Annotated in this window: 20 protein-coding genes and 2 pseudogenes; 15 read left to right on the forward strand and 7 right to left on the reverse strand. The window is 61.8% G+C overall.

Annotated features, from left to right (window positions below; translation table 11 throughout):
* Positions 1-26: 26 nt before the first annotated feature.
* On the reverse strand, positions 27-1,499 hold the full coding sequence (locus tag CFE428DRAFT_RS11815; RefSeq protein WP_006979770.1) for a DNRLRE domain-containing protein: 1,473 nt from the start codon (positions 1,497-1,499) through the stop codon (positions 27-29).
* Positions 1,486-2,019 (reverse strand): sigma-70 family RNA polymerase sigma factor, encoded by a 534-nt coding sequence (locus tag CFE428DRAFT_RS11820; protein ID WP_006979771.1) that lies wholly within the window; start codon positions 2,017-2,019, stop codon positions 1,486-1,488. The genes CFE428DRAFT_RS11815 and CFE428DRAFT_RS11820 overlap by 14 nt, the downstream gene beginning before the upstream one ends.
* A 535-nt stretch (positions 2,020-2,554) precedes the next feature.
* Here CFE428DRAFT_RS11820 and CFE428DRAFT_RS33480 point away from each other — a divergent pair.
* From CFE428DRAFT_RS33480 to CFE428DRAFT_RS11850, 9 genes and pseudogenes are all read left to right on the forward strand, one after another.
* Positions 2,555-3,403, forward strand: a pseudogene (locus CFE428DRAFT_RS33480) (DUF1549 domain-containing protein); the annotation flags it as partial.
* Positions 3,339-3,647 (forward strand): annotated as a pseudogene (locus tag CFE428DRAFT_RS41030) (DUF1549 domain-containing protein); the annotation flags it as partial. The pseudogenes CFE428DRAFT_RS33480 and CFE428DRAFT_RS41030, both read left to right, overlap by 65 nt.
* Positions 3,648-3,680: 33 nt before the next feature.
* Positions 3,681-4,049 carry a hypothetical protein gene (locus tag CFE428DRAFT_RS33485; protein ID WP_006979773.1) on the forward strand — a complete coding sequence of 123 codons (369 nt, stop codon included), beginning with the start codon at positions 3,681-3,683 and terminating at the stop codon, positions 4,047-4,049.
* Positions 3,965-5,434 carry a DUF1553 domain-containing protein gene (locus CFE428DRAFT_RS33490; RefSeq protein WP_157447487.1) on the forward strand — a complete coding sequence of 490 codons (1,470 nt, stop codon included), beginning with the start codon at positions 3,965-3,967 and terminating at the stop codon, positions 5,432-5,434. Before CFE428DRAFT_RS33485 ends, CFE428DRAFT_RS33490 begins: the two co-directional genes overlap by 85 nt.
* A gap of 133 nt (positions 5,435-5,567) precedes the next feature.
* Positions 5,568-7,001, forward strand: a complete 1,434-nt coding sequence (locus tag CFE428DRAFT_RS11830) for a DUF1501 domain-containing protein (RefSeq protein WP_006979775.1) — start codon at positions 5,568-5,570, stop codon at positions 6,999-7,001.
* Positions 6,998-7,930: a ThuA domain-containing protein gene (locus CFE428DRAFT_RS11835; RefSeq protein WP_006979776.1), complete on the forward strand. Its 933-nt coding sequence runs from the start codon at positions 6,998-7,000 to the stop codon at positions 7,928-7,930. Before CFE428DRAFT_RS11830 ends, CFE428DRAFT_RS11835 begins: the two co-directional genes overlap by 4 nt.
* A gap of 184 nt (positions 7,931-8,114) precedes the next feature.
* Positions 8,115-8,876, forward strand: a complete 762-nt coding sequence (locus tag CFE428DRAFT_RS11840) for an ABC transporter ATP-binding protein (protein WP_006979777.1) — start codon at positions 8,115-8,117, stop codon at positions 8,874-8,876.
* 109 nt (positions 8,877-8,985) lie between these two features.
* Positions 8,986-11,352 (forward strand): ABC transporter permease, encoded by a 2,367-nt coding sequence (locus tag CFE428DRAFT_RS11845; RefSeq protein ID WP_006979778.1) that lies wholly within the window; start codon positions 8,986-8,988, stop codon positions 11,350-11,352.
* Complete coding sequence (locus CFE428DRAFT_RS11850) at positions 11,352-12,608, forward strand: efflux RND transporter periplasmic adaptor subunit (protein WP_006979779.1); 1,257 nt, start codon at positions 11,352-11,354, stop codon at positions 12,606-12,608. The genes CFE428DRAFT_RS11845 and CFE428DRAFT_RS11850 overlap by 1 nt, the downstream gene beginning before the upstream one ends.
* A 312-nt stretch (positions 12,609-12,920) precedes the next feature.
* On the opposite strand, the gene CFE428DRAFT_RS11855 is transcribed toward CFE428DRAFT_RS11850, so the two are convergent.
* From CFE428DRAFT_RS11855 to CFE428DRAFT_RS33495, 3 genes are read right to left on the reverse strand one after another with little or no spacing between them, the layout of a single operon-like run.
* Positions 12,921-13,280, reverse strand: a complete 360-nt coding sequence (locus CFE428DRAFT_RS11855; RefSeq protein ID WP_006979780.1) for a Spx/MgsR family RNA polymerase-binding regulatory protein — start codon at positions 13,278-13,280, stop codon at positions 12,921-12,923.
* Complete coding sequence (metF, locus tag CFE428DRAFT_RS11860; RefSeq protein ID WP_006979781.1) at positions 13,277-14,170, reverse strand: methylenetetrahydrofolate reductase [NAD(P)H]; 894 nt, start codon at positions 14,168-14,170, stop codon at positions 13,277-13,279. The genes CFE428DRAFT_RS11855 and metF overlap by 4 nt, the downstream gene beginning before the upstream one ends.
* A gap of 24 nt (positions 14,171-14,194) precedes the next feature.
* A complete protein-coding gene (locus CFE428DRAFT_RS33495; protein ID WP_049975620.1) occupies positions 14,195-15,055 on the reverse strand; it encodes an alpha/beta hydrolase in 861 nt (286 codons plus the stop codon).
* Positions 15,056-15,143: 88 nt separating this feature from the next.
* Between CFE428DRAFT_RS33495 and CFE428DRAFT_RS11870 the strand changes: the two genes are divergently transcribed.
* From CFE428DRAFT_RS11870 to CFE428DRAFT_RS11895, 6 genes are all read left to right on the forward strand, one after another.
* Positions 15,144-15,869: a class I SAM-dependent methyltransferase gene (locus CFE428DRAFT_RS11870; protein ID WP_006979783.1), complete on the forward strand. Its 726-nt coding sequence runs from the start codon at positions 15,144-15,146 to the stop codon at positions 15,867-15,869.
* A 61-nt stretch (positions 15,870-15,930) separates the two neighbouring features.
* The gene (locus CFE428DRAFT_RS11875; protein ID WP_006979784.1) at positions 15,931-16,152 is read left to right on the forward strand and encodes a hypothetical protein; all 222 of its coding nucleotides are present in this window, start codon (positions 15,931-15,933) and stop codon (positions 16,150-16,152) included.
* On the forward strand, positions 16,149-16,553 hold the full coding sequence (locus CFE428DRAFT_RS11880; RefSeq protein ID WP_042724860.1) for a type II toxin-antitoxin system VapC family toxin: 405 nt from the start codon (positions 16,149-16,151) through the stop codon (positions 16,551-16,553). The genes CFE428DRAFT_RS11875 and CFE428DRAFT_RS11880 overlap by 4 nt, the downstream gene beginning before the upstream one ends.
* A gap of 1 nt (position 16,554) precedes the next feature.
* Positions 16,555-17,427: a 50S ribosomal protein L11 methyltransferase gene (locus CFE428DRAFT_RS11885; protein ID WP_006979786.1), complete on the forward strand. Its 873-nt coding sequence runs from the start codon at positions 16,555-16,557 to the stop codon at positions 17,425-17,427.
* Between the two features lie 135 nt (positions 17,428-17,562).
* Positions 17,563-18,726: a nucleoside-diphosphate kinase gene (locus CFE428DRAFT_RS11890; protein ID WP_006979787.1), complete on the forward strand. Its 1,164-nt coding sequence runs from the start codon at positions 17,563-17,565 to the stop codon at positions 18,724-18,726.
* Between the two features lie 48 nt (positions 18,727-18,774).
* Positions 18,775-19,935, forward strand: coding sequence for a pyridoxal phosphate-dependent aminotransferase (locus tag CFE428DRAFT_RS11895; RefSeq protein ID WP_006979788.1), 1,161 nt, complete (start codon positions 18,775-18,777; stop codon positions 19,933-19,935).
* Positions 19,936-20,150: 215 nt separating this feature from the next.
* On the opposite strand, the gene CFE428DRAFT_RS11900 is transcribed toward CFE428DRAFT_RS11895, so the two are convergent.
* Together CFE428DRAFT_RS11900 and CFE428DRAFT_RS11905 are read right to left on the reverse strand one after the other, a co-directional pair.
* Entirely contained in the window at positions 20,151-20,594 is a 444-nt protein-coding gene (locus CFE428DRAFT_RS11900) for a hypothetical protein (protein WP_006979789.1), read from the reverse strand.
* Between the two features lie 123 nt (positions 20,595-20,717).
* Positions 20,718-21,113 carry a hypothetical protein gene (locus CFE428DRAFT_RS11905; protein WP_006979790.1) on the reverse strand — a complete coding sequence of 132 codons (396 nt, stop codon included), beginning with the start codon at positions 21,111-21,113 and terminating at the stop codon, positions 20,718-20,720.
* Between the last annotated feature and the right edge of the window lie 74 nt (positions 21,114-21,187).

Raw genomic sequence — 21,187 nt, forward strand, 5'->3', positions numbered from 1 at the left:
GCGACCGCAGCCGGGAGACGACGTATTTAATGCTCCGCCAGCGTGAGCTTTAACGTGGGCGGGGCCAGCGTGGGGTGATGATTGCCGGCAAAGCCGTGCACCGCGGCCGAGTTTCCGGTCTCGGAAGTTTCGCGGACGACGATGAGGGTCGCGCGGCGATTGGCGTCGGTATTGAGGAAATTCGCGAGCGCCTGACCTTCAATGGAAAAGCTGCCGCTCACCACTCCGCGCGGCGTGGTGAAGGTGCCAAGTTTGGCCGCCTTGGTCGTGTCCACCGTGCCGGCATCGGGCGAAAAGGCGGGGGCATTTTCCCAGGTTAGCGTTTCGGCGGACCAATTGTCCTGGCTGTCGTCGGTCACGCCGTAGACGGCGAAGGTACACTCGTCGGTCAGTGAGGCGTAGCCGAAGCCGGTGGCCTCGAAGTTCAGCGTCAGCGCAGCCTCGGCCACGTGGCGGTCGCGTAACGGAGTGAGGTCGAAGCGCAGGTAAGCCTTGCGCCGGTAGCCCTTGGTCGGGGCGTTTTTGACCAGGAGCAGGGTGTCCGAGAAGTGGATCGGGCTGTTCGGCGAGACGACATAGGCCGCGTCGCCGGTGCCGCCGGCGGTGGTGAGGGTGAGTGTCGAGGGATGCAGCGCGCTATCCTTCCGGAGGAAGGCGTAGCGGTCCGGTTCGCCGTCGGCGTTTTTAGCCTCGGTGAAGCGATCCGGCGTGATGGCTGCGGATTCATGCGTGGCCAATCGGCGGACTTCGCCGCTGTGGTCGTGGCGCAATTCCACCTCACCCTTCAGCACCTGCACCTGGCCGCGGCCATTCGGGTCCGCGCTGATGCCGAAATCGGTACCGTGATCGATCAGTCGCGCATTGGTCGTGGCCACGGTGAAGCCGTGGGCCTGCTGCGGCACGTGCGCGGTGAGCGCGCCGCTATGGAGGAAGCAGGTGTTCGGCCCTTGCAGTTCCAATTCCGCCGGGCCTTCGAGCGACACCTCCGCGCCGCTCTGGAAAACCAGTCGGGCGACGCCACTCTCCAGCCGGAGACGACCGGCCTTTAGATGCGACCCCGGCACGGTGGGCAGCGAGGAGTTGTCCCAGCGGGCGCCATTGGTCTCCACCAGCGTGGCCAGCGGCTTTTCCGTGGGACGCGGGACGAACCACCAGATGGCAAAACCGAGCACCAAGGCCGCGGCGATGGCCCCGATCCAGTGAGGAAAGCGAATGATTTTCCCTGTCGGCTCCAGATCCGGGAAGGTCTGCAGGACATCCGAAAGCGGCACGTCGCCCAGCCGGCTGGCGTTCTGCCGCAGCGAGGCGTGCTGGTGCATGATCTCGACATACAGGCAGCGCAGGTCGGCACTGCCGAGGACCAGCGCTTCCAGTCGTTCGCGATCTTCCGGCGAAAACTCGCCGTCGAGCAGGCGATTGCACAGTTCGCGCAATTCGGCTTCTGGAGAGGAGGGGGACGGCGTGCCGCCGGCGTTCTCGTTGGGATCAGACGGCTTCATTTTCGGAATTATGGAGGTTTTTGGTCACGCACTCGTGCAAGACATGCCGCACCCGGCTCAGCAGGCGGTAGAGCGCGCCCACGGTGCGTTCGAGGCGCGAGGCCATGTCTTCGAGCGAAAGTCCTTCCTGGTAGCGCAGGTGCAGGGCGTCGCGATGATCTGCCGGCAGCTTGGCCACGCATTCGTGCAACACCTTCTCGCGCTGCTCCAGTCGCTCGGCGCTCTGTTCCACTTCCTCGGAGACCGTCCGCAGGAAATCCTCGCTGAAATCAAGCCGGTCGCGGTGTTTGCGCTTCCGGTAGGCGAGCACCTGGTGAAACGCCACCTTGCGCGCCCAAGCCCCGAAATTCGTCCCGGTCTCGAACTTCGCGAAATTCCGCCACATCACGACCTTGGCCTCCTGGAGGATGTCATCCGCATCCTGTGGGTGCGGCACCATGGTCATGACGTAAGCCCCCAGCAACCGCTCGTGGCGGGCCAGCAGGAAAACAAATTCTTCGGCGCGATCAGGTGGAGACATGGGGACGGTTCAGGGAGGTTTTCCCAGATAAGTCCGCACGGGCCGCGATCTGGACAAAGTATTTTTTGGATCGACATTCCCGCGACGGTTTTCGTTTAGCGAGCGCAGTGCCAGCCCGGAGGGTGCCGGACCGTAGCCGGGGGTTGAGCGAGCTTGCGAGCGCCACCCTCGGATACCGGCCCTCCACGGTCCCACCCCGGGAGGGGTGGCGGAATCTTTCTTTAATGCGAAATTCCGTCACCATCTTCGGGGTGCATCCGCGTTTGGGGACGTGATCCGGGGGTGGCGCTCGCAAGCTCGCAACCCCCGGCTACGGTCCAGCAGCCCTCCGGGCTGACTCCGGCGCGCGCTAAATAGATTTCCCAGCGGTTCTCGCCAGAAGCACCAGGCGGGAAAATTCGCGAAGAAATTTTGTCCAAAGATCCGTCCACCGGACTTATTGGTCACAAAGACTCTCATGTTTCCCCGAACGACAGTCGTGACTTTGGCCGTGCTTGCCCTGAGCACGCGTGCCGTTGTGGCGGCGGACGATGGGATGGAATTCTTCGAGAAGAAGGTGCGCCCACTGCTGGTGGAGCGCTGTTACGAATGCCACAGCCCGGACAAAAAGGTGAAAGGTGGCCTACGGCTCGATATCCGCGACGGCTGGGTGAAGGGCGGGGACACCGGGCCGGCCATTGTGCCGGGGGAGCCGGACAAGAGTCTGCTCATCAGCGCCGTGCGCTACAAGGATCGCGACCTGCAGATGCCCGAGAAGCGCAAGCTGCCGGACGAGGAAATCGCCATCCTCGAGCAGTGGGTAAAGATGGGAGCGCCCGATCCGCGCACCGGAACCGTCGTGGCCGCCGCCGCGCCGGCGACTAAAAAGCAGGTGGGTCTGAGCATCGCGGAAGGGAAAAAGTTCTGGTGCTACGTGCCGGTGAACAATCCCGCCATTCCAGCGGTGAAAGACACCGCCTGGCCGCGGAGCGACATCGACCGGTTTATTCTCGCGAAGATCGAGGCCGCCCATTTGCAACCCGCGCCGGATGCGTCGCCGGAAGCGCTGGTGCGTCGCGTCTATTACGATCTCATCGGCCTCCCGCCGACACCGGAGGAAATCGATGCGTTCCTGCGGGCTTGTTCCGATGGAAAAGACGATGGGACAACCGGACAATCGGACACGGAGAGGGGGCGCCAACCAGGTGTCTCCCTGTCATCCCCGAAAGCTCACCAAGCCCTGGCGGATCTGGTCGATCACCTGTTGGCCTCCCCGCAGTTCGGCGAAGCCTGGGGCCAGCGCTGGCTGGACGTGGCGCGCTTCGCGGAATCGAGTGGCGGTGGCCGCACATTGCTCTTCAAGGACGCGTGGCGCTATCGCGATTACGTCATCGAGGCGTTCAATCACGACGTGCCGTTCGATCGCTTCACCCGCGAGCAATTGGCCGGCGATCTCCTGCCCCGCGCCCACGTGGGCAGATCGGCGCCGCCAGATCACGGCCACGGCTTTCCTGGCGCTCGGCCCGACGAATTACGAAGAACAGGACAAGCAACAGCTCCGCTTCGACGTCATCGACGAGCAGATCGACACCATCGGCAAGGCTTTCCTCGGCCAGACCATTGGCTGCGCGCGGTGCCACGATCACAAATTCGATCCCATCCCACAGCGCGACTATTACGCCATGGCGGGCATCCTCGCCTCCACGCGCACGCTGCTCAGCTACACCGATAATGTGGCCCGTTGGATTTCCGCGCCGCTGCCTTGCGACGGCGCGGAGGAGGCGGCGCTGCAAGCACACGAGCAAAAGGTCGCCGCGCTGGAGAAACAGCTCACCGATGCCAAGGCGACGCTGGCCGAAGCCTCGAAGGGCGTGAGCATCGCGACGACCAAGCCGGGACGCTCGATCGATCCGAAGTCCCTGCCGGGCATTGTCATCGACGATACGCAGGCCAAGGTCGTCGGCGTGTGGAAACACTCCACCTCGGTCGGCAGCTTTATCGGCGTGGCTATCTCACCGATTACAACACCGACAAAGGCGAGAAGACCGTGACCTTCACGCCGCCGATCCCGCAATCCGGACGCTACGATGTGCGGCTGGCCTATTCCTATTTCGCCGATCGCGCCGACAACGTCCGCGTCACCGTCTTCCATGCCGACGGCGAAGACACCGTCTATGTGGACGAGACGATGGTCCCGCCGATCGACGGCCGTTTCATTTCCCTGGGTAAATATCGTTTTGAAAAAGACGGCGCGGGTTACGTGCTGATCACCAACGAAGGCACGAAGAAATTCGTGACCGTCGATGCGCTGCAACTCGTCCCGGAGGCCGAAGCGACCGCCGCGGAAGTGAAGGAAGACAAAACGAACCCCACCCGGAGCCAGGCCGCGAAACAGGTCAAGGCACTCGAGGCGGAGCTCAAGACCTTGAAGAAAGAAGGGCCGGTGCGCGAGACGGCCATGGCTGTGCACGACGACGATGAAGCCGCCGATACCCAAATCCGCATTCGTGGGGTGCAAAAGCAACGCGGCGACACCGTGCCGCGCGGGTTTCTGCACGTGACGCTCAATACCCAGCCGGTGATCCCGCCGGACGAAAGCGGGCGCAAGGAGATGGCGGACTGGATTGCCAGCGCGCAGAATCCGCTGACCGCGCGCGTCTTTGTGAACCGGGTCTGGGCGTGGCTCTTTGGCTCGGGCATTGTGCGCACGGTGGATATCTTCGGCACGACGGGCGAGAAACCGTCGCATCCCGAGTTGCTCGACTATCTCGCCACGCGCTTCGTCGCCGAGGGCTGGGATGTGAAAAAGCTCATCCGCGAGGTCGTGCTCTCGCGCACCTGGCAGGAAGCGGTGACGAAATCTCCGGCGGCCGATCTGGAGAACCGGCTTTTCATCCACGCGAATCGCCGCCGGCTCGATGCGGATCAATTGCGCGATACCATCCTGGCAGTGAGCGGCGAGCTGAAGCTCGACTACCTCGGGTCGAACATCGCCGGCGCCGGCGAGATCGATGCCAACAACTTTTCCGCGCAGAACATCGAGTACGGTTACGTCTTCAAGGACACGCGCCGCAGCGTCTACACGCCCGCCTTTCGCAACAAGCGGCTGGAGCTCTTCGAGGCGTTCGATTTCGGCGACATCAATAGTTCGGTCGGCCAGCGCAACGTGAGCACCGTCGCGCCGCAAGCGCTCTATCTGCTCAATCATCCCTTTGTCGTCGAGCAGGCCAGCGCGGCGGCGGAACGCACCCTTGCGAATGCGGGCAGCAATGACGAACGCATCGTTGCCGTTTTCCGGCGCAGCCTCGGCCGCACGCCCTCGGCCGGCGAGTTGGAGAAATGCCGCCGTTTCCTCGGCGCCGAGCCGTCGCTCGAGCAATGGGCCGAGCTGCAACACACCCTCTTCGACTGTCTCGATTTCCGTTACATCGACTGATGCGCTCTCACTTCTAACTCTTAATCCTTAATTTTTAATCCTTAATCCTTAATCCTTAATCTCTTTCCTCACGAACGGGTGGAAGGGGATTAATGATTAAGGATTAAAGATTAAGAAACCGCCGCCTTACCCTATGAACAGCCCGCTCTTCTCCCGTCGCTCCGCGCTGCAAACTCTCGGTTGTGGCTTCGGCTATCTCGCGCTCGCCGGGCTCGCCGCCCAGGAACAGGCGCGCGCGATGACCACACCGGTGGCCAATCCGCTCGCCCCCAAGGCGCCGCACTTCAAGCCCCGGGCCAAGCGGATCATCTTCCTCTTCATGCAAGGTGGGGTGAGCCAGGTGGATTCGTGGGACTACAAGCCGCGCCTCATCGAGGACGACGGCAAGATGCTCGATTTCGAAGATCTGCGCAGTCTCGCCAGGACCGGCAAGAGCCCGCAGATGCGCGCCATGAAATCGCTCTGGAATTTCTCCCAGCAAGGGCAGAGCGGCATCTGGTCATCGGACCTTTTCCCCGAGATGTCGAAGCATCTGGATGACATGTGCCTCGTCCGCTCGATGCACACCGATGGCATTGCGCACGGCCCGGCCACGCTCTTTCTGCACACCGGCACGACGACCTTTGTGCGGCCTTCCATGGGTTCGTGGGTGACCTACGGTCTCGGCACGGAGAACGCCAATCTACCGGGCTTCGTCACCATCAGCCCCAGCCTCGGCAACGGCGGCCCGCGCAATTACGGCAACGCGTTTCTCCCGGCGATCTATCAAGGCACGCCGATCGGCCGCGCGGGAGTGCCGGCCAAGGACGCGACGATCCGCAATCTCCAGCCCGCGCGCTCGATGGACGAGGCGAAGAAGCAATTCGATCTGCTGCGCGATCTCAATGCCGAGCAACTCGCGCAGAAACCCGGCGAGAGCGAACTCGACGCGGTAATCAATAGCTACGAACTCGCCTGGCGCATGCAGGGCACCGCGCCGGAGGTGCTCGATTTCAAGAACGAGAGCCCGGAGACGCTCGCGCTCTATGGCATCGATGAAGACAAGACGGATAACTTCGGCCGCCAGTGCCTGCTCGCGCGGCGCTTGTGCGAGGCCGGCGTGCGTTTCGTGCAGGTGAACTACGGCGACAACACCAACAACCCCGCGTGGGATCAGCACTCGAATCTCAAGAAACACGGCGATCACGCGAAAGCCGTGGATAAGCCCGTCGCCGGCTTGCTCGCCGATCTCAAGCAGCGCGGATTGCTCGAGGATACCATCGTGTGGTGGGGCTCGGAATTTGGCCGTACGCCCTACGCGGAAAAGAATGGCACGGGACGCGATCACAATCCCGCCGGCTTCAGCCTGCTGCTCGCGGGCGGCGGCTTCAAAAAGGGTGTGGCTTATGGCGAGACGAACGAATTTGGCCACCACGCCATCGTGAACAAGGTGCACATGCACGACCTCCACGCCACGCTCCTCGCCGCGCTCGGGCTCGATCACGAAAAGCTTACCTACCGTTACGCCGGCCGGAACTTCCGTCTCACCGATGTCTACGGCAACGTCGTCCACGATCTCTTTGCATGAAAACCACCGCCCTCCTCACCCTTCTCGCTCTCACTCTCTTCGCCCGCGCCGACCTCACCGAGGAACAGCAGCGCGTACCGCGCGAGGTCGAGTCGCCGGATCCGAAACTCGCGAAGATCGTGCTCATCGCGGGTAGCGTGAGCAACAAGCCTGGCCAGCACGAATACTTCGCCGGCTGCGCGCTGATGATGGATTGGCTCAAGCAGACGCCCGGTGTGTGGCCGGTGCTCGTCTCCGAAGGCTGGCCGAAAAATGAAGCGATCCTCGACGGCGCGAAAGCCATCGTCGTCTACGCCGATGGGGGAGTGAAGCTGCCTTTCCTCGAGCCCGCGCGCTGGGCGCACATGAAGAAGCTTATGGATACCGGGACGGGGTTCGTGATGCTGCATCAGTCGGTCGATACGCCGCCGGATCACGCGGACGAAATGAAGTCCTGGCTCGGGGCCGCATTTACCTCGGACATTGGCTGCCGTGGGCACTGGGACATGGAGTTCAACGACTTTCCGCCGCACCCGATCCTGCGCGGGGTGACGGCCTTCGCCGCGCCGCTGGACGGCTGGCTCTACAACCTGCACTTCGCCGATGGCGCGGTGCCGCTGCTCTCGGGCGCGGTGCCGGATAAATCGCGAACCTCCGCGGATGCCAAGACCCATCCGGGCCGGCCGGAAGTGATCGCCTGGGCGTATCAGCGGCCGAATGACGGACGCAGCTTTGCTTTCACCGGCTGCGATCTGCATCGCAATTGGCAGATCGAAAGCCAGCGCCGCTTGGTGACCAATGGCATCCTCTGGACGGCGAAGATGGAGATCCCGCAAACCGGCGCTCCGGTGAATTTCAGCCCGGCCAGCATTACGACGAATCTCGACTACAAGCCCGCGCCCAAGCCTAAAGCGCCCGCGTCCGCCGCGGCTGCTGCCCCCGCGCAATAGCGGGAGCGGGTCGAACGGAGGGACACGCTCCTGCGTGTTCCCTGATATTTTCCACCGCCTTGCCGAAAGATGGGGAACGCGCAGGAGCGCATCCCTCCGTGGATCCTCGCCGCGCCCGCTACTCCCTCTCCATACACCTCCCACTTGCGCAAATCGCATTTCCGGCGTCGAGTGTGGCGTTTTCATGGACTCTGCCGCCTCCGCTCGTGCTCCTCCGCATCCCGTTCAAAACGGGCCGGAGCGTGAACCGCTGTTCCGGGCGCGGGATTTGACCAAGGTCTACCCCAGCGGCGAATCCGAAATCCGCGCGCTCGATGGCCTCGACCTCGATCTCTACGAGAGCGAACTGATCGTCCTCCTCGGCGCCTCGGGCAGCGGCAAGTCGACCCTCCTCAATATCCTCGGCGGCCTCGATGTGCCCACCACGGGCACGCTGACCTATCGTGACCTCGACCTGACCGGCGCGAATGAGGATGACCTCACGCTTTTCCGCCGTGATTCGGTGGGGTTCATCTTCCAGTTCTACAACTTGATCCCCAGCCTCACGGCGAAGGAGAACGTCGCACTCATTACCGAAATCTCGCGCGACCCGATGACCCCGCATGAGGCGCTCGCTCTGGTCGCGCTCGACGACCGCATGGATCATTTCCCCTCGCAAATGTCCGGCGGCCAGCAGCAGCGGGTGGCTATCGCCCGGGCCATTGCCAAGCGCCCCGAAGTGCTGCTCTGCGACGAGCCCACCGGCGCACTCGATGTGAAAACCGGCATCACTGTGCTCGAAGCCATCGAACACGTGAACCAGACGCTCGGCACGCTCACGGTGGTCATCACGCACAATGCGGTGATCGCCGACATGGCCGACCGCGTCATCCATCTTTCCGACGGCCAGATCGTGGACATTCAGGAGAACAAGTCGCGCCGCCCCGTGCGGTCGCTGGCGTGGTAGTGATGAAAGTAATCAGTAAACAGTGGTCAGTCATCAGTGTCCTTCCGCTGCGCGCATGCGCTCTCTGCGGCTGATTACTAATTACTGATCACTGAATACTCCCTCGGCAATGCTCTCCCCTCTCGACCTCAAGCTCCTGCGCGACATCGGCAAGATGAAAGGCCAGATGGTGTCGGTGAGCATCGTCATGGCCTGTGGGCTGGCGATGATGATCATGGCGCGCAGTCTCATTCTTTCGCTCGAGTCGACGCGGGATGCCTATTACGCTGATCATCGTTTCGCGGATGTCTTCTGCGATGTGAAGCGGGCGCCGAATGCTTTGCGCTCGCGCCTCGCGCGCATCGATGGCGCGGCCACGGTCGAGACGCGAGTCACCGGTTCGGCCAAGCTCGATATTCCCGGCCTCGCGGAACCGGCGGACGCCACGGTGATCTCGCTGCCGGACGATCGCCCGCAGCAATTGAACCTGCTCTATCTGCGGAGCGGCCGGTTGCCCGAATTCGGACACGCGGATGAGATCGTCGTCGGCGAGGCGTTTGCCAATGCTCATGGCTTCGAGCCGGGCAACGAGATCACGGCGACGATCTATGGCGCACGAGAGACGCTAAAGATCGTCGGCATTGCCCTCTCGCCGGAATATGTCTTCGAAGCGCGGCCCGGCGAAACGTTACCGGACAACAAACGCTTCGGGGTTTTCTGGATGAACGAGCGCGACCTGGCGAAGGCGTTCAAGCTCGATGGCGCTTTCAACAATGTGCTCATCAAAGTCGCGCCCGGGGCCAGCCCGCTCGGGGTGATGGCCGAGCTCGATCGCATCCTGGCGCCGTACGGTGGGCTCGTCGCTTTCGATCGCCACGACCATCCTTCCGCGCAACGCTTGAACGACGAGTTGCGCGTGCTGCACGGTCTCTCGTTTGCCTTTCCCGCTGTCTTCCTGAGCATCGCGGCTTTTATGTCCAGCGCCGTGCTCACGCGGCTCATTCGCCTGCAGCGCGAGCAGATCGCGCAGCTCAAGGCGTTTGGCTATTCGTCAACGCAGGTCGGCTTCCACTATTTGAAATTCGCCATCGTGATCGTCGCGGGGGCAACCGTCGTCGGCGGTGGCGCGGGCATGTGCCTCGGCACGGGAGTGGTGCAGGTTTATCACCGATTCTTTCGCTTTCCGGAACTGCACTTTCACCCGAACTGGAAGATGTTCGGCGTGGCCTTTGCCGTCAGTGCGGGCGCAGCGTTTCTGGGGGTGATCGGCGCGGTGCGCCAGGCGGTGAAACTTCCGCCTGCCGAGGCCATGCGTCCGGAGCCGCCGGCGGAATACAAGATGTCCATCGTCGAGCGCATCGGGCTGTCGAAATTCCTGAGCACGACGTTCCGTATGGCGTGGCGCAATCTCGAGCGCAAGCCGTGGCAGGCGTTTTTCACCGCGTTCGGTCTCGCGCTGGCCACCGGCATTCCGATCGTGCCCGGTGCGATGGGCGATAGCATTCACTATCTGCTCTCGATTCAATGGGATGTTGCCCAGCGGCAGAATGTGACCGTGAGCTTGATTGAGCCCGGCTCGGCCAGCGCGTTGACGGATATCCGCAGCCTGCCGGGCGTGATGATTGCCGAGCCCTTCCGCACCGTGCCGGCGCGGCTGCGCTTTGGTCATCGTTCGCGCCGTCTCGCGGTCACCGGCCTGCCGCGCGATGCTTATCTCAACCGGTTGCTCGACGACAAAGAGCGCGCGGTTGAGTTGCCGCCGAATGGGCTGCTCGTCTCCGCCAAGCTCGCGGAAATCCTCGGCGCGAAAGTCGGCGACCCCATCATCCTGGAAGTGCAGGAAGGAAAGCGCCCGACGCTCGAGGCCACCATCCAGGGGACGATTACGGATTACGCCGGCGTCTTCGCTTACATGGAGATCAATTCGCTTCGCCGGCTCATGCGCGAAGGCGGCACGGTGAGCGGTGCTTATCTCTCCGTGGATACGAACCACTGGGATGACTTTCTCGCCCGGGTGAAAGAAGCGCCTCGGGTCGCCGGGGTATTCATCAAGGAAGCGGTGCGCGGCAGTTTCAAGAAGAGCACCGGCGAGATGATCGGCATGATCACGACGATCTATTTTACCTTCGCGATCATTGTGAGTTTCGGGGTGGTTTATAATAGCGCGCGCATTGCCCTGAGCGAGCGCAGTCGTGATCTCGCGACGTTACGAGTGATCGGCTTTACGCAGCGTGAAGTGGCGGCGGTGATGCTGAGTGAACTGATCATTCTGACCGTGGCGGCGATTCCACCCGGGTTATGGATTGGCTCGCAACTGGCCGCGGCCATTGTCCATACGGCGAGCACAGAGACCGTGCGCATGCCACTGATCCTGACGCCACACAGTTTCGCCATGGCCGTTGTGGTTGTGCTATGTTCGTCCGCCCTTTCCTTCGCAGTAGTTAGCCGGCGTTTAAGTCAGCTGGATCTTCTCGGAGTACTGAAAGCTAGAGATTGATGAAAGCCACCACCACCCAAACATCGCCCACGACACGCCGCCCTGCCGGCGGGCGCAAAACCGCGCTCTGGCGGAAATACCTGCCGCACGCCATCGGCCTCGGGTTGGTGCTTTTGCTTGTCAACGCGTTGCGCCCGCAGCCGCTCGCCGTGGAGATCGGCACGGTGAAGCACGGACCGCTCACGTTGACTGTGTTGGAGGAAGGCAAGACGCGCATCCGGCATCGCTACATCATTTCGCCACCGATCGCGGGGTATCTCAATCGAGTGGCGTTGCGCCAGGGTGACCGCATCGAAGCGGGGAAGACAGTGCTGGCGACCATTCAGCCGCAGCCGGCGAGCTTTCTCGATCCGCGGGCGCGGGCCGAGGCCGAGGCGCGAGTGAAAGCGGCCGAGGCGACGAAGATGCAACGTGAGACGCAGATCGAGCGGGCCACGGCAGCGCTCGACCTGGCGAACAAGGAACTGGTACGCGCGCGCGAATTGAAGAAATCCGGGGCGATTGCCACGCGGGATTGGGACACGGCGGAGAATCAGGTCACCGTCCTGACGCGCGAACTGCACACCGCGGAATTTGGCCGGCAGGTGGCGGATTTCGAATTGATGCAGGCCAAGGCCGCGTTGACCCAGGCCGAGAATCCCGGCTCGGAAAAAGTCGAGCCGATGAAGATCGTTTCGCCGATCGATGGTTACGTGCTGAACGTTTACGAAGAAAGCGCGCGCATGTTGGCCGCGGGCACGCAGATCATGGAAGTTGGCGATACGAACGACATGGAATCCGAGATCGAGTTGCTCTCCAGTGATGCGGTGGGAGTGCACCCGGGGGCGGACGTGAGCATCGAGGAGTGGGGTGGCGATGCGCCGCTTCGGGGCAAGGTCACGGTGGTCGAACCGGGCGGCTATACGAAGGTGAGCTCGCTGGGCGTGGAAGAGCAGCGGGTGAAAGTGCGTGTGGGCCTGGTCGATCCGTTGCCGCCGGGGGCGATGTTAGGCGATCGCTTCCGCGTGGAGGCGCGGATTGTCACGTGGCATTCCGATGATGTCCTGCAAGTGCCGACTGGGGCGCTGTTTCGTCGCGGCGGGGATTGGATGACTTTCGTTTTCGAGAACGGCAAGGCGCATCAGACGAAAGTGGAGGTGGCGCACAATAATGGCGTGGCTGCAGAGGTGCGTGCGGGATTGAAAGAGGGGCAGCGGGTACTGGTGCATCCGCCGGATGCGGTCGCGGAGGGTAGTGCGGTGAAGGCGCGGGAGTAGGGGGGCAGCGGACCGCCGCGAAGCGGCCTCGAAAAAACAACGGGTCATCCTGAGCGGAGCGGGGAAGCATGGGCGGAGCGAAGGACCTCTGACTTCTGCGGGTTCTTGTGCGGAGCTTCTTCGCGTAGCTTTCGATTTTGTGCGCTGGCTGCTTTATCCATTGTGGCGTGGAAAAAATGGACGCGTGGTCACGCGTAATGGGTGGAAGCTCTGCGCGAAAACCCGCGGGAGTCGGAGGTCCTTCGACTCCGCCCATGCTTCCCCGCTTCGCTCAGGATGACCGGCTTTTTTTGGTTGGCGTGAGACGCCAAGTTATCGGTCACCCGCGAGCAACTGCTCCCACTCCTCCTCGCGGAAACCGACGGTGCCACTGCTCTTCGTCAACGCGAAAGGGCGCTTCACCAGGTTCCCATTCGAAGACAGCAGTTGCAGCGCTTCATCCACGCTGAGCTTCGGCAGCCGCGTCTTCATGTCGAGCGCGCGGTAGTCCTGCCCGGCCGTGTTGAAGAGCTTGCGCAGATCATTACCCACGTAGCCGAGCATCTTGCGCAGTTCCGCCACGGTCGGTGGTTGCTCCCGGATGGCGATTACCTCCGGCGTAACCTTTTTCGCCGCGAGGAACTTCAGCGCCTTCCGGCACGTGTCGCACTTTTCGTAGACGTAGACTTTCACGCGTTGAGCAGGCCGAGATTGCGGACGATCTGCACGGTCGAGCGGGCTTTGTTCAGCGTGTAGAAGTGCAGGCCGGGCACGCCGAATTCCAGGAGCGAGGCGCACTGCTCGGTGGCGTATTCGATGCCGTAGGCCGCGACCGCTTCGTCATCGCCGTCGAGTTCGTCGAGCCGGCGCAGGAATTGCGCGGGCAGCTTCGCCCCGCAGAGCGAGACGAAACGCCGTGTCTGCCCAGCGGTGAGGATCGGCATGATGCCCGGGACGATCGGCACAGTGACGCCCAGTTTGCCCACCAGGTGATCGTAAAATTCGTAGTAATCCGCGTTGTCGAAAAAGAGTTGCGTGACCACGAAATCCGCGCCGGCCGCGATCTTGTCGGCGAGATATTGCCAGTCGACGAGTTTGCCCGCGTGCTGGGCGATGTGACCTTCCGGAAATCCGGCGGTGCCGATGGAAAAACCGCTGCGCTCGCGGATGAACGAGACCAGCTCGCGCGAGAATTCGAAGCCGCCCTCGGTCTTGACGAAATCGCCGCCGCTGGGCGGATCTCCGCGCAGTGCGAGGATATTCTGGATGCCGCGGCCCTTGGCCTCATCGAGCACGTGGCCGAGTTCCTCGCGCGTGGAATTCACGCAAGTGAGGTGCATCATCGCCGGCAGATTGTGGTGGCGCTGGATGCGGTCCACGATGCCGAGCGTCTTGTCGCGGGTGCCGCCGCCGGCGCCGTAGGTCACCGAGCAGAAGGCGGGCTTGATCGACATCAAGTCGGGCAGCGTCTTTTCCAAAAGGTTGCGCTCGCCCTCCTCGGTCTTCGTGGGGAAGAACTCGAGAGAGAGCACGGGGCGGCCCGCCAAACGTGCCTCGGCATAGATATCGCGGATGAACTGCATGAGGCCGCGCAGTGTGGACGTGGTTTACGGGGACGACAAGTGCGGGCGTGTGTCAGTGATAAGAAAATCCGAGACCTCCTGCCACCAGGGGAGGAAAGTAGAGTTCGAGACGGTGTTGTGGGTCGCGTCGGTGTCGAACCAGCGTTGTTTGGGGCCGGCATAACTGGCGTAGAGCTTTTCGCTCTGTGCCGCGGTGACCACTTCGTCCTGCCCAGCGATCATGACGGCCACCGGCCCCTGGTATTTGCGCAGGGCCGCGATGTTGTCCCAGCGGTCGTGGAGCATGAGGCGGATGGGCAGCCAGGGATAGTGATGGGAAGCCACCTCGCCGAGGGAGGCGAAGGGTGTCATGAGGAAAATGCCGGAGATTTTTTGCGGCAGGTCGCCAGCCAGGGCGCAGGCGACCCCGGAGCCGAGGGATTCGCCGGTGAGATAGATGGGACGGGAATCCTCCGTGGCGAGTTGCTCCACGGCGGCACGGCCGGCGGCGCAAAAGCTCTCCTGCGAGGGCGTACCGGGGCGTGAGTCATAGCCGGGATATTCAAAGAGGAAAGTCTGCCAGACCGCGCCCTGCTGAAGATGGCCGAAGCCCTTGGCGTATTGCTCGCGGTCAAAGGCGCAGCCGGCGTTGCCGTGGAAAACGATCATCCGATTCTTCGGCTGCACGCCTGCGGGAGGGACCTGCTTCCAGCCGATGCGCTGCCGGTGGGCATCCAGCCATGGCTCGAATCCGACCGATGCGGCGAGTTGAGCCATCTTGTTTTCGGCCGCCAGTGGCCGGGAAGGAAAGTAGATGAGCTTCCTCTGGAGAGATCCGAAGATGAACACGGTGCCGAGGTAAATGAGGACGATGGAGCGCAGGAGGACCAGAAAGAACCGCTTCACGTGCTGTCTATACCCGTGGCCAGTGCTCCTCACAAGGCCGGGTGATGTGGATTGGACAGCGGGCGGCTGACCGTCTTTCATTCCCGCCATGCCCCCGTTCCTCCTTCGCATCCTGCTCGCCTCGATTTTGGTGCTCCCGGCCTTCGCCGATGAGGCAGCCAAGCCCCAGCAGCCACCTTACGAGACGCGCGCGGAGCACGATCGCAGTGGCATCGGCGTCTTCTATCTCGGCCGCGAGATCGCGCACGTCATGGGACATCAGGCTGCCGATTGGCTGGAACGGCCGGAGCGCGAGGAAGAGGAGCGCACGGATTTGCTGATCGATGCACTGAAGTTCCGGGACGGCGAAGTGGTCGCGGATATCGGCTGCGGCTCGGGCTTCATCTCGCGGAAGATCGCCAAGAAGATCGGCTCGGGCACGGTCGAGGGCGTCGATATCCAGCCGGAGATGCTTGCCCTGCTGGCGAAGCGCATGGCGATGTTCCGCATTACCAATGTGAAAGGCGTGCTCGGCACGACCACCGATCCGCAACTGCCGCCGGCCTCGTGCGACACGATGATCATGGTCGACGTCTACCATGAATTCGACAAACCGTACGAGATGATGCGCAGCATGATCTCGGAGCTGAAGCCGGGTGGGCGGATTGTCTTCGTCGAGTTTCGCAAGGAAGACCCGGCGGTGCCGATCAAGGAACTCCACAAGATGAGTCTCGACCAGGTGCGTAAGGAAATGGCCGTGCAACCCGAGCTGGAATTTGTGGAAAGCATCGAAACACTCCCCCGGCAGCACATCATTATTTTCAAGAAGAAGTGAACACGTGCTCGCACAGGGAACTGACCTTGCTTCGGTAAGCGCAGCGCTGTACTCTCCCCGTATGAGCATCACAGTCGTGGTCGAGAACGATACCATCAAGTTACCACCGGGCGTCCATGTTCCGGATGGGACGAAGCTCGAGATCACCCTGCCGGAAGAGACGTCGACCAAAAAGAGTGCATTGCATCCGTATACGAAGCTGGTGGGGTTGGCCGATGATATGCCAGCGGATCTTGCTCGAAATCTAGACCACTACCTTCACGGCCACGCCAAGAAACCGTGAGAGTATTTGCCGACGCGTTTTTCTATGTTGCGCTCATCAATCGACGCGATGGCCACCATGGCCGTGTGAGGGCTTGGGTAGATGCTTTCGAAGGTGAGATAGTGACCACTCAGTGGGTGCTCACGGAAGTGGCAGATGCCTTTGCGGAATCGCATGCCCGGCGTGGGCTTCGAAAAGCTTTTGACGCGCTCGCCGAGCACGCGGCGACGCGGATCATTCCCGTTTCTCCGGAGGATTTTCGTCGAGGTTTGGAGCTTTACGATGCCCGCCCCGACAAGGCTTGGTCTCTTACGGACTGCATCTCCTTCGTCATTATGGAGGAGGAAGGATTGACCGACGCGTTGACCGGCGACCGACATTTTGAACAAGCAGGTTTCCGTGCGCTACTGACTGATTCTTAACGTGACAAAGACACACTATACCTGGCGAAAACTGGCTTCGGCCAAATGGGAAGACGCGTGGGTGGAACGTTTGCGTGAGGTGAGTGATCGGCTCGCGATCACCGCGCTGGCCGGCGCGAAGACCATCCGGCTGGAAGCGTTTCAATTGACCAAAGCCCAAGCGGAGCGGCTGAAGAAGGCTTTTGGCGGGACGGCGTCGGTGCAGAAGCAATTGCGCGCGGTCAGCGAAGCGGTGACCGCGCCGATTCGTGTCCGCGACTGCTTGGTCGTGGTCGGGAGCGAGAGCGCCCGCAAGGCGGAGAAGAAGCAGGCGGGCGACCGGCCGGTCCTTTTGATCCCCGCCGGGATGGCCTTCGGTACGGGCGATCACGCCACCACTGCGACCTGCTTGCGCTTTCTGGCCGATGTCAGTGACGAACTCGCGGACGCGCCATGGGAGATGCTCGATCTTGGAGCGGGCAGCGGCATCCTCGCGCTCGCCGCCCGGTTGCTCGGCGCCCGGAAAGCGGAAGCCGGCGACTTCGATCCTCACGCCGTGCGCACGGCCAAAGAAAATGCGCGGCTCAACGACATCAAAGCCGTCACCATCAAGAAGCTCGACGTCCGCGATTGGAAACCGACGCGGACCTGGAAGGTCGTCGCCGCCAATCTCTTTAGCGACCTGCTGATGGAAGTGGCGCCGAAGATTGTCGCCGCGGTGGCGCCCGGGGGACGACTCGTTTTCTCCGGCATCCTGCGCACCCAGGAGACGGAAGTGGTCGCCGCGTTCCGCAAAACCGGCCTGCAAATCGACCGTCTGGTGCGCAAAGGGAAATGGGTCAGCGGGTTGGCCACGCGTCCGCAAGGCCGAATCTTAACTGGAAAAACTCGTTGACGCTCTTCGGAAGCTGCCGATAGCTTTCCACCCCACTTAAAAACCCCGAAAAATTTAAATAAAATATCCTGCCTGCGTGGGTTTCGCGCCGTGAAATAACGATTTTCCGGTGATCCGCGCGGGCTCTTTTTATCTATGGCCGAAGAACTTTCCTACGTGATCGTCACCCCTTACTCGATCCGCAAGTCGCGCACGGGCGGCATCCTGGCGCGTCTGATTTCGCGCACGGGGCTCGATCTCGTAGCCGCGCGTATGTTTGCCCCCAGCGCCGAGCTCGTGGAGAAATACGCCGCTTCGATCGTCACTGATCCCGAGCCGCGGCATCGCGCCACCCAGGAGCTCATCCGCAAGTACGTCGTCCAGAATTTCACGCCGAGCACCGGTTCCCGGCCACGTGTGCTCCTGCTCGTCTTCAAGGGCGAGGACGCGGCGCTGAAGCTCCGCAACACCGTGGGGCACATCGTGAATGAGCGCACCAGTGGCGAGACCATCCGCGATACTTACGGCGATTACATGGCCAATGAGCACGGCGAAGTCGCCTATTTCGAACCCGGCGTGCTCGCTCCGCCGGACGCCGTCGCCGCCAAGGCCGACCTGCTCCTCTGGGCGTCCTACTCGGATGCCGATGGCGGCCTCCTCGATGAAGCCGTCTCCTTTCCGACCGGCACCAAGGTCGAGAAGACCCTCGTCCTCATCAAGCCCGACAACTTCCGTTTCCCGAACGCCCGTCCCGGCGGCGTCATCGATCTCTTCAGCCGCAGCGGCCTCTACATCATCGCCTGCAAGGTGCATCGCATGAGCGTCGCCCAGGCCGAAGAATTCTACGGCCCCGTGCTCGAAGTGCTGCAGGACAAGCTGCGCGACCGCTCGGGCGAAATCGCCAAGCGCGTGCTCGACAAGGAACTCGGCATCAGCCTTAGCGCCGAAGCGCAGACCAAGCTCGGCGACCTCCTCGGCCCGATCAATGGCCGCGAGAACTGGGAGCAAATCGTCAAGTTCATGGCCGGCCTCAAGCCCAGCGATTGCCCGGCCGACCGGCGCAATGAGCCCGGCTCGGAAAAGTGCATCGCCCTCTGCTACCAGGGCGTCGATGCCGTGCGCAAAATCCGCGAGGTCCTTGGGCCGACGGATCCCTCGAAAGCGCCTCCCGGCACCATCCGCCGTGAATTCGGTTCGACCATCATGGTCAATGCCGCGCACGCCTCGGATTCCGCGGAAAATGCCCAGCGCGAAATGGGCATCGTCCAAATCAAGGAAAACAATTTGAAGCCTCTGATCGAAAGCTGGTTCGGAAAGTAAGCCCCCTGCTTCTTCCCCGACCGAAAACCCAACCCAACCAAACCTGCCATGGAACTCGCCAACCGCGCCACGATCCTCACCCCCTCCCTTACACTCAGCATCGATTCGAAAGCCAAAGCCATGAAGGCCGAGGGCATCGACGTCTGCGGCTTCGGAGCCGGTGAACCGGATTTCGACACGCCCGAGCACATCAAGGCCGCCGCCCAGGCTGCCATCGAGACAGGCTTCACCAAGTACACGCCCAGCAGCGGTACGCCGGAATTGCGCCAGGCCATTGCCGACAAGTTCCAGGCGGAAAACGGCCTCACCTACAAGCCTTCGCAGATCATCGTGAGCAATGGCGCCAAGCACTCCTGCTACAACGCCATCCTCGCCACCATCCAGCCCGGCGATGAAGTCATCATTCCCTCGCCCTACTGGCTGAGCTACCCTGAGATGGTGCGCCTCGCCGGTGGTGAGCCCGTCTTCGTCCAGACCAAGGAAGAGAATGGCTGGAAGATGAGCGCCGATGAATTCCAGGACGCGATGACCCCGCGCACGAAGATGGTCATCATCAACTCGCCCGGCAATCCGACCGGCGCCGTCTACACCAAGGAAGAGCTCCAGGCGATCGTCGAAGTCGCGGTGGACGAGGAAATCCTCATCCTCTCCGACGAGATCTACGAGAAGCTCACCTACGATGACGTGCAGCACATCAGCACCGCCACCCTTCCCGGCGCCTACGACCTGACCATCACCATCAATGGCTTCTCCAAGGCCTACTCGATGACCGGTTGGCGCCTCGGTTACCTCGGCGCCCCCGAGTCGATCGCCAAGGCCATCGACGCCATCCAGAGCCACAGCACGTCGAACCCGTGCTCGTTCGCGCAGAAGGGCGGCCTTGCCGCACTCAAGGGCGACCAGCAACCGGTGGCCGACATGCGCGAAGAGTTCGACATGCGTCGCAACTACATGATCAATCGCCTCGCCTCCATCCCGCGCGTCAGCGTGGTCAAGCCGGAGGGCGCCTTCTACGTGCTGGTGAACATCAGCCAGCTCGGCCTCAGCTCGACGAACTTCGCCGACCGCCTGCTCAGCAAGCATCACGTCGCCGTCGTCCCCGGCGTGGCCTTCGGCAACGACTCCACCGTCCGCCTGAGCTACGCGACCAGCCTCGACGTCATCAAAAAGGGCCTCGACCGCTTCGAAGAGTTCACGAAGACGCTGTAAAGCGCCTCGCGAAACTAACTAAAACTCAATCACGCGCCGCTGGAGAAATCCGGCGGCGCGTTGTTTTTTAAAACGCAGATTCGAGGCTTTGCGAGAAGTCCGCGGTGCCGTGGGGACAAACGCGGAGACGCGGCGGTCGCAGAGAAAAACGGAGGGACGTGCTCCTGCGCGCTCCCTGATATTTCAGTGTGAGTGCCGGGACATAGTCACGATTTCTATCGCTCTTTCGCCTCCGCAAAAGTCTTCTCGACCGTCTCCCGGAACACTGGAGGAATGTTTTCAAGACGAAGGCCACTGGCGCGGTCGTAAATGACGCTCTTCGTGGCCCAGGGATTTCGCCAGTCGAGGAACTCGAGATAGTCAGATGTGGCCCACCAAAGATGATGAGTGTCACCGTGCCAGAAAAACAGGAAGGACTTGTCTCGCTCCGCGTGAGTCGAGGAAGTTTCGGAAATGGAGCGCGAGCCATCGCTTTGAGGCGTCGTTGTTTTGAGGCTGTAGGTGACTTCACCATTTTCGTTGAGAAACAAGCGCAACTCTGTATCGGGTGTCAGTGAATAGGTGCCGAGCCGAGTGATGAAGTTCGCGGGCTCTGAGGCGTTAGCGACGGCTACACCCGCGACCCATAGTGAAATCAAAAAAAGACGTGTCGTGTTCATGCAGCGAATGCGGAGCTATTTTTTCGATTTCCAAAACGCTTTGCTAACTTTGGAAAATGGGAAGCAACTGGGGCGTTCCGCTTCGCCGCGGGCTGACGCATGTCATTAGAGGTCATACCAAAGTCAGGTATTCGAGCCATTGGCGCGCTTAAGTTCCTCGCGGAGGCGGCGGTTTTCGCGTTCGAGGTCGGCAACGCGTGAATTGACCTGGGGTTTCGGAGAGCGGTGACGGCTGTAACGGATGATGTGGTCCTCGGTGAAATAAACCCCGCTGAACATGCTGGTCTTGCATTCCGCGTGATGTTCGTTGCCTTCGGGATCCAGGTAGCGCACCTCGTAAATTCGGTTGTTCCGTTCGCCGAACCAACCTTTGCCAAAGGGCGTCCAATCGCATGAGAGCAAACGCCCATGGCGTTCGGTGATGTAAGTTCGCACCCGGTCCTCGTCCATCACGTCAACAAGCAACCGGAGCGCCATGGCGACAACGGCAAAGATAACGATGCCAATTCCGAATCCCATACGCGGAAAGTGTATGCTGGTTTCCGTTTAGGGAAAGCGCAGAACTTTTGTCGGGAAAGAAGGCGCGCGGAGGT

This window comes from Chthoniobacter flavus Ellin428, from assembly GCF_000173075.1.
GTDB lineage: Bacteria > Verrucomicrobiota > Verrucomicrobiia > Chthoniobacterales > Chthoniobacteraceae > Chthoniobacter > Chthoniobacter flavus.

Bases quoted from the DNA above. Each gene is read 5' to 3' on its own strand.
- CFE428DRAFT_RS11815 (WP_006979770.1), bottom strand. From the start codon at position 1,499: ATGAAGCCGTCTGATCCCAACGAGAACGCCGGCGGCACGCCGTCCCCC.
- CFE428DRAFT_RS11820 (WP_006979771.1), bottom strand. From the start codon at position 2,019: ATGTCTCCACCTGATCGCGCCGAAGAATTTGTTTTCCTGCTGGCCCGC.
- CFE428DRAFT_RS33485 (WP_006979773.1), top strand. From the start codon at position 3,681: ATGGCGGGCATCCTCGCCTCCACGCGCACGCTGCTCAGCTACACCGAT.
- CFE428DRAFT_RS11830 (WP_006979775.1), top strand. From the start codon at position 5,568: ATGAACAGCCCGCTCTTCTCCCGTCGCTCCGCGCTGCAAACTCTCGGT.
- CFE428DRAFT_RS11835 (WP_006979776.1), top strand. From the start codon at position 6,998: ATGAAAACCACCGCCCTCCTCACCCTTCTCGCTCTCACTCTCTTCGCC.
- CFE428DRAFT_RS11840 (WP_006979777.1), top strand. From the start codon at position 8,115: ATGGACTCTGCCGCCTCCGCTCGTGCTCCTCCGCATCCCGTTCAAAAC.
- CFE428DRAFT_RS11845 (WP_006979778.1), top strand. From the start codon at position 8,986: ATGCTCTCCCCTCTCGACCTCAAGCTCCTGCGCGACATCGGCAAGATG.
- CFE428DRAFT_RS11850 (WP_006979779.1), top strand. From the start codon at position 11,352: ATGAAAGCCACCACCACCCAAACATCGCCCACGACACGCCGCCCTGCC.
- metF (WP_006979781.1), bottom strand. From the start codon at position 14,170: ATGCAGTTCATCCGCGATATCTATGCCGAGGCACGTTTGGCGGGCCGC.
- CFE428DRAFT_RS11870 (WP_006979783.1), top strand. From the start codon at position 15,144: ATGCCCCCGTTCCTCCTTCGCATCCTGCTCGCCTCGATTTTGGTGCTC.
- CFE428DRAFT_RS11875 (WP_006979784.1), top strand. From the start codon at position 15,931: ATGAGCATCACAGTCGTGGTCGAGAACGATACCATCAAGTTACCACCG.
- CFE428DRAFT_RS11890 (WP_006979787.1), top strand. From the start codon at position 17,563: ATGGCCGAAGAACTTTCCTACGTGATCGTCACCCCTTACTCGATCCGC.
- CFE428DRAFT_RS11895 (WP_006979788.1), top strand. From the start codon at position 18,775: ATGGAACTCGCCAACCGCGCCACGATCCTCACCCCCTCCCTTACACTC.
- CFE428DRAFT_RS11900 (WP_006979789.1), bottom strand. From the start codon at position 20,594: ATGAACACGACACGTCTTTTTTTGATTTCACTATGGGTCGCGGGTGTA.
- CFE428DRAFT_RS11905 (WP_006979790.1), bottom strand. From the start codon at position 21,113: ATGGGATTCGGAATTGGCATCGTTATCTTTGCCGTTGTCGCCATGGCG.